The sequence below is a fragment of the Phaeobacter sp. PT47_59 genome (genome assembly GCF_028890025.1).
Lineage (GTDB): Bacteria > Pseudomonadota > Alphaproteobacteria > Rhodobacterales > Rhodobacteraceae > Phycobacter.
Window position 1 is genome coordinate 21,075 of the sequence record NZ_JARCJL010000038.1, and the last position, 6,156, is coordinate 27,230.

The following is a 6,156-nucleotide window of genomic DNA, read 5'->3' on the forward strand; positions in this document are numbered from 1 at the left end:
ATTCGCCGCACGCCCATGTCAGAGTTATCGGCTGAACTACCCTCAGGCGGAAGCGAGATCAAGAGGCAGCGCAGCTTTTGGCGCACCGCAAGCCGCCGCCCCCGATGGGATCAGCCGAACATCCCCAAGAGCCCGGTCAGGCCAAAGCGGATCAGCAGGTCCACCAGGGCAAAGAAGGCCGCAGTCAGCGCTGCCATGATAAAGACCATCACCGTGGTCAGCAGGACCTCGCGACGGGTCGGCCAGACGACCTTGCTGACCTCAGCGCGGACTTGCTGGATGAACTGAACTGGATTTGTCATGGCCATGTGGCGGGATCTCTCTGCTGGCAGGTTCGCCGGGATTTAGCCGCTGCGCGCAGCAAATTCAAGCCCCGCCGCGCCGGTTTAGGCCTCGGTCGGGGTATCGGCCGGGGTATCGGCGCGGGGCTGGCTGCCGACGGCTTCACTCTCCAGCTGCAAAAACAGCTGCTCCAGTATCAGCGCGCCATAGGCGCCATTCTTGTGCACCGGATCGCGCATCTCTACGGCGCGCTCTGATGCGTAGTCGATCTTGGTCAGGCAACCGCGCGTCACGGTTTGCTCGGGCTGGGCAATCAGCGTCACCCCGTCGCGGCCCATGCGCTGCGCCACCCCGTTCCACAGATCCGCGCGCGCGCTGGCGCTGGCCTCTTGGTTGATCGTCCTGGCAATCGTCTTTTCGTCCATGATCTGGTCGTTCATGAAAGACGCCGGTGAGAAGAACACCCGCGACTTGCCGGTGGCGGCAAAGGCACGGGCCGCGCGATAGGCCCGGCAGCCGGTCAGCCAGCGATCCAGCACCGCATCGCGCACCGCCTGGCTGAGGTATCCCGCCTCATCCCGGGCTCGCCACAGCATCGGCACGATATAGCTATGAGAGCGCAACCGGCTGCCGACAAACAGGAAAGCGTCAAAATCCCCGGCACCAAGACTGTCGCGCCCCCTGGAACTGATCATCTGCACCTGGGCACGGGCCTCTTCGGTCATGGGTTTCAGACGACCGCCCCGCAGATGGATCCCGCGAAAATCGGGGCCGCTTGCGCCCCAGAACTCGAGCCGATCGGCGGGAATGTCCACCCGCCCGTCATCGACGGCCCGTTTGACACAGGCGATATGGCTGTCGCCAAAGACGCAGATCGAAGGGTTATCTTGCAAAGGCATCAAGCATTTCCTCTTCGCATTTCACGGCCCGCGCGCTGCGCTCCTCGGCGGGTGGGGGCTTGATGCCTTGCCGCGCGGGTTGCGGAAAATGTGCCTGCTGCGCGGCAAAGAAGCTTTCCATCACATGGTCCACCCCCTTGGCCACAACGCTGCGCTGATTGCTGGCATAGAACATGCCGCGAAAGGCGGGATGGGTGATGATCTCGTAGGACGGGAAGTAATCGACACCGTCGCGATCCGCCGCCAGATCGCCCGCGACCGCCCGCAGCACGGATTTCGAATAGGAGGTGGCGGTCAGAACATGCTGCCCCGAGGCTGTCGCCGTGAGCGGCACCGGAGAGACCGTGAGCAGCACCTTGAGGCCGGGATTCGCCGCACGCAGAAGATCCAATGCCACCGTCATGTCACGATGGATCTCCGGATACCGCTGATTGCAGAATTGATGCCGGTCCGGATCGAAGACGCCGCCAGCCGTGCCTGGACACAGGGCATATTCGGCCCCTGTCTGCAGGTTGCGCCAACTTTCGGTCAGCCCCATGGTGAAAACGAACACATCCGCCCGGCGCACCGCCCGGCGCAGGGCGGCCAGCGTCGCGGCCCTGGCCGAGAACAGCTCATCGCGCGACAGGAACCCGCCCGGCTCGATCACCGGCCGCAGGGGATCCTGGAAGCGACCTTCTGTTTTCCAGACCTCTGTCCAGGCGGCAGCTTCTGGATCCGCTTCGCCCAGCGCAAGCTCCAGCCACTGGCGCAGCATCCGCGCGGTGTAGATGTTTCCCGTCCGGGTGGAAAAGATACCGTAGTTGAAGCTGCGTGCCTGTTCCTCGGTCAGCAGGTCCGGCGCCGGTTCTGCATCCAGCCAATTGTATCCGCGCGCGCGCAGGGCCCGGCTGAAGTGCTGCGCAAAGCAGGATCCCGCGGTGACAACCCTGTGCTTGGGAAGAATCGCAAACTCAGGCACCCACAGTCCGGAGATCTCCAACGGGTTATGGGCGGCCACCGCCGTGCGCCAAAAGGCCGTATCCGGAAGGCCGGAATAGGGATTTGTGTCAGTCGAGTCGTTCATCGGATGCCGGTCCCCTTGGGGTTTCCAGACCAGCCTATGAGCTGCACCAACCAAGTTCAATCGGCTCTGGGAAAGCCCCTATGACGCGGGGCATGGCTGCGGCTGCAATCCCACAAAACCAACGCAAATTGGGATCAATCGATTTTTAATTCTCTTACGCCATTGTGATGCCAACGGCCCGGTAAGCCACCAGAAGGTGCAGCGGTCGACCATAGCGTGCAAATGAGACAGGACTCCATGACCATCGCAACCTCTTTGAACAAAGCTCAGCGCCTGGAACGCAACGCGAAACTGGATGACGCGGCGCTCGTCTATAGTGACATTCTGAGCAAGTACCCAAAGAACACCCGTGCCCGAAAGGCGCTAGATTCCCTGCAGCAGCGGATGCAAAGCGAACAAAATCCCCCGACGGAGGTCCAGAAGAAGCTTGCCGCAAGTTTTGCCGCTGGACAGTATCAGGCAACCGCCTCTTCCTGCGCCTCCCTTCTCAACACCTACCGGCGGTCGCATTTCCTTTGGGACACGCTTGGCCAGTGCCACCTGAAAGCCGGAAACCTGGATGAAGCCGCGACCTGTCTCAACAAGGCCTGCGAGCTCAACCCGCGCGCGCCCGGCACCTATGCCGCGATGGCCGAGGTCTGCAACCGGATGGGCCGCACCAGCGATGCAATCGCGCTCTATCGAAAATCCCTGTCCCTGGATGGCAACCATCTTGTGTCGCTCAACAACCTGGCCAATATCCTGTCGGACCAGGATCAGATGGCCGAAGCCGTAGACCTGTTGGAGCGTGCATCGAAACTCTGCCCTGACAATCCGAAATTGATCTATAATTTCGCCAATACCCTGCGGCGCATGGGCAAGCTGGCAGAGGCGAAACAGCTGTACGAAAAGGCCTCTGAACTGTCTCCCGATCTTACCGAGGCCCGCTTCAACCTTGGCCAGATCGAGCTGGCTTCCGGCAATCAGGAAGATGCGATTCGCAATTTCGAAGCGGTTCTGGACGCCAATCCCGGCGATGACCGCGCCCGTGCCCAGAAACTGCACATGAAGGCGCAGATCAATGATTGGGACTGGGTCGATGAGTACGGCGATCATCGACGCAATATGGGCCTGCAAGGGGTATCCTGCTCTCCCTTCATCATGATGACCCTGGAGGACAACCCGGATCTGCTGCGGCTTCGCACGCAGGCCTATGCCAACGAAAAACTACCAAGCCCGGCCCACTCAACAGCGGCACGCCCAGCCCAACGCCCGCAAAAACTGCGTATCGGTTACTTGTCCGCCGACTTTCAGGATCACGCGACCATGCACCTGATGGGCGGCCTCTTTGCCAAACACGACAGCAACCGCTTCGAGATCACAGCCTATTCCTATGGCACGGCCCCCTCAGACGAGGCGCGCAGCCGCGTTGCCCGCAATGTAGCGCGTTTTCGCGATGTGGCCGGAATGCCGGACCGGCAACTGATCGAAACAGTGCAAGCCGATGGTCTGGATATCGCCATCGACCTGAAGGGCTATACCGGTGAGACACGGTGTGAGCTTTTCGCCGAGCGCCTGGCGCCGCTGCATGTCTCCTACCTGGGCTATCCCGGCACCATGGGAAGCACGGCCTTCGACTACCTGATCGGTGATCCCGTCACCTGCCCGCTTGGCAGCGAACGCTTCTTCGAAGAGCACCTGATCCGCATGCCGCACAGCTACCAGGTCAATGACCGGGAGCGCATCATTTCCGGGCAGCAGTTCACCCGGCGCGACTGCGGGCTCCCGGATGACGGCGTGGTCTTCTGCTGCTTCAACAACAGCTACAAGATTACCCCACGTGAATACGACATCTGGATGCGGCTTCTGAACCAAACACCGGGCAGCACCCTGTGGCTGCTGGATACAGGTGCCTTGTCGCGGGACAACCTGCGCCGCGAAGCCAAGGCGCGCGGCATTGATCCGGATCGGCTTGTCTTCGCTCCGCGTATCGCGCAGGCAGAGCACCTGGCCCGGCACCGCGTTGCAGACCTGTTCCTCGACACATTCACGATGAATGCCCATACCACGGCCAGCGACGCGCTTTGGGCCGGTCTTCCGGTGCTGACCATGCCCGGCCGCCAATTCGCCTCCCGGGTTGGCGCCAGCCTTGTCAGCGCGGTGGGACTGCCCGAGATGATCGTCAAGACTGAAGCGGAGTATGAAGAAAAGGCCCTGACCCTGGCGCACGACCTGGAGGCCCTGGCCGCTTTGCGTGGCAAGCTGATGCGGACCCGCCTGTCGTCGCCCCTGTTCGACACCGAAGGGTTTGCGCGTGATCTCGAACAGGGGTTCGACATGATCTTTGACCGCTACCTGAAGGGTCTGCCCCCGGCCCATGTGGACGTTCCCGCGTTCAAGACGCGAAGCACATCGCCAGGCGGTGAAAAAGTCAGCGCCGCCGCGTGAACCAGATCCAAAGCTGCCCCCGATCGCTTGCGGCGATTGCGGGGCAGCTTTGGCTACACGCAATATCGCACACGCTACTCGCGGCACGGATCACTCTGACCGGTAGCTTGCACCTGCGTGGATGTTGGGAAATGGCAGGGGCAGCAGGGTTCGAACCCGCGACCTACGGTTTTGGAGACCGTCGCTCTACCAACTGAGCTATACCCCTACGGTGCGGCAGTTCCTAAGCCACTGCCGCGCAGGAGGCAAGAGGGAAATGGCGCGAAATCCAGGCAATCGTGTAGCGGCCCGTCGCCGGGCTGGCAGACATCCGATTGCTGGATTATGACGGGGGTGAAAGGACCCCCGCCGTGAGCCTCAGAAAACGTATTGCAGACAGCCCGCGCTTCAACCGCAGCATCGAAGCCCTGTTCGCCAGCTATGTGCGATTCGCCTATCGAACCTCGCGCTGGCAGCGCTCCGGTTTCGAAGAAATGGACGCCTGCGTGGCGCGCGGCGAGCCGGTGATCTTTGTCCTCTGGCATCAACGGCTGATCATGGCCCCCTACCTGTTCGACACCTCTTTGGGGCGGATCTGCGCGCTGACCTCGGCCGCGCGCGCCGGGCGGCTAGCCGGGCAGATCCTGGTCCGCCTCGGCTTTGAAACCATCCCCATGTCCAGCCACAAGCGCCATGTCGCCCTGTCGCGCGAGGTTCTGCGCCGCACCAAGGAGGGTTGTTCGATCGGGATTGCCGCAGATGGGCCGCGCGGCCCGGCCCGGATTTCGTCCGGCGTGCCGATCACCTGGGCACGCATGACCGACTGCCGGGTCTTCACCGTCGCCTTTGCCGAGCGAAGGGTGCTGAAACTGCCGACCTGGGATCGGCAGATGCTGCCACTGCCGTTTTCCCGCGGTGTTCTGATCTGCCAGGAGTGGCAGGAGGTGGTGCCAAAGAAACCGACCGACGATGAGGCCGAGAGCCTGCGCCAAAGCCTCGAGGCGAGCCTCGATGAGATCACCGACAGGGCAGATCGCGCGGTCGGCCGGGAGCTGGACCCGATCAAGCGCTAAGCCGATTGCTGACGGCTCCGATCAGCGACCCCATTCCAACTCCACACGCAGACCAACGCCCGGACGCCCCGCGTTCAGGCCGCGCCCGACCAGGCCGGAGGGCGGGCGCGCTTTGCGCACCCGAGGCTCCCGCCTCCTGCGGCCTCAAAAGCTCCACCGGAGCTTTTGCAAGACGGCCTTCGGCCCCTGGTCGGAGCCTGCCCTGATCCGCCGGTGCCGCATAGAAAAAGGGCGCCGCAAGGGCGCCCTTTCTATTTGGTACCGAGTTGCTCTCGGGACATCCGCGCCGAAGCGCGGATACCCTGTCGCAACCATCACAGCATCGCTGTGATTACTCGATGATCTTCGACACAACGCCGGCGCCGACGGTGCGGCCGCCTTCGCGGATGGCGAAGCGCAGGCCGTCTTCCATCGCGATCGGTGCGATCAG

At 62.5% G+C, this 6,156-nt stretch carries 6 protein-coding genes and 1 tRNA gene; 2 read left to right on the plus strand and 5 right to left on the minus strand.

All coding sequences use genetic code 11. The features are described from left to right. Positions 1–110: 110 nt before the first annotated feature. The 3 genes from secE to PXK01_RS20615 form a co-directional block, all read right to left on the minus strand. Positions 111–308, minus strand: coding sequence for a preprotein translocase subunit SecE (gene secE, locus PXK01_RS20605; RefSeq protein WP_274849612.1), 198 nt, complete (start codon positions 306–308; stop codon positions 111–113). A 78-nt stretch (positions 309–386) separates the two neighbouring features. Beyond that, entirely contained in the window at positions 387–1,181 is a 795-nt protein-coding gene (locus PXK01_RS20610; RefSeq protein ID WP_274861572.1) for a hypothetical protein, read from the minus strand. Then, entirely contained in the window at positions 1,165–2,247 is a 1,083-nt protein-coding gene (locus PXK01_RS20615) for a GSCFA domain-containing protein (RefSeq protein WP_274861573.1), read from the minus strand. The genes PXK01_RS20610 and PXK01_RS20615 overlap by 17 nt, the downstream gene beginning before the upstream one ends. Before the next feature lie 237 nt (positions 2,248–2,484). On the opposite strand from PXK01_RS20615, the gene PXK01_RS20620 reads away from it, so the two are divergent. Beyond that, positions 2,485–4,674, plus strand: coding sequence for an O-linked N-acetylglucosamine transferase, SPINDLY family protein (locus PXK01_RS20620; protein ID WP_274849615.1), 2,190 nt, complete (start codon positions 2,485–2,487; stop codon positions 4,672–4,674). A 132-nt stretch (positions 4,675–4,806) separates the two neighbouring features. Here the strand turns inward: PXK01_RS20620 and PXK01_RS20625 are convergent. Beyond that, positions 4,807–4,882, minus strand: a tRNA-Trp gene (locus PXK01_RS20625). A 142-nt stretch (positions 4,883–5,024) separates the two neighbouring features. Here PXK01_RS20625 and PXK01_RS20630 point away from each other — a divergent pair. After that, positions 5,025–5,726, plus strand: coding sequence for a lysophospholipid acyltransferase family protein (locus tag PXK01_RS20630; protein ID WP_274849616.1), 702 nt, complete (start codon positions 5,025–5,027; stop codon positions 5,724–5,726). Between the two features lie 331 nt (positions 5,727–6,057). Here PXK01_RS20630 and PXK01_RS20635 read toward each other — a convergent pair. Next, on the minus strand, positions 6,058–6,156 hold a 99-nt coding region (locus PXK01_RS20635; protein ID WP_017929992.1), incomplete at its 5' end, for an EF-Tu C-terminal domain-related protein.

Excerpts from the sequence above, each read along its gene's own strand:
- PXK01_RS20610 (WP_274861572.1), bottom strand. The coding sequence starts at position 1,181 with ATGCCTTTGCAAGATAACCCTTCGATCTGCGTCTTTGGCGACAGCCAT.
- PXK01_RS20620 (WP_274849615.1), top strand. The coding sequence starts at position 2,485 with ATGACCATCGCAACCTCTTTGAACAAAGCTCAGCGCCTGGAACGCAAC.
- PXK01_RS20615 (WP_274861573.1), bottom strand. The coding sequence starts at position 2,247 with ATGAACGACTCGACTGACACAAATCCCTATTCCGGCCTTCCGGATACG.
- secE (WP_274849612.1), bottom strand. The coding sequence starts at position 308 with ATGGCCATGACAAATCCAGTTCAGTTCATCCAGCAAGTCCGCGCTGAG.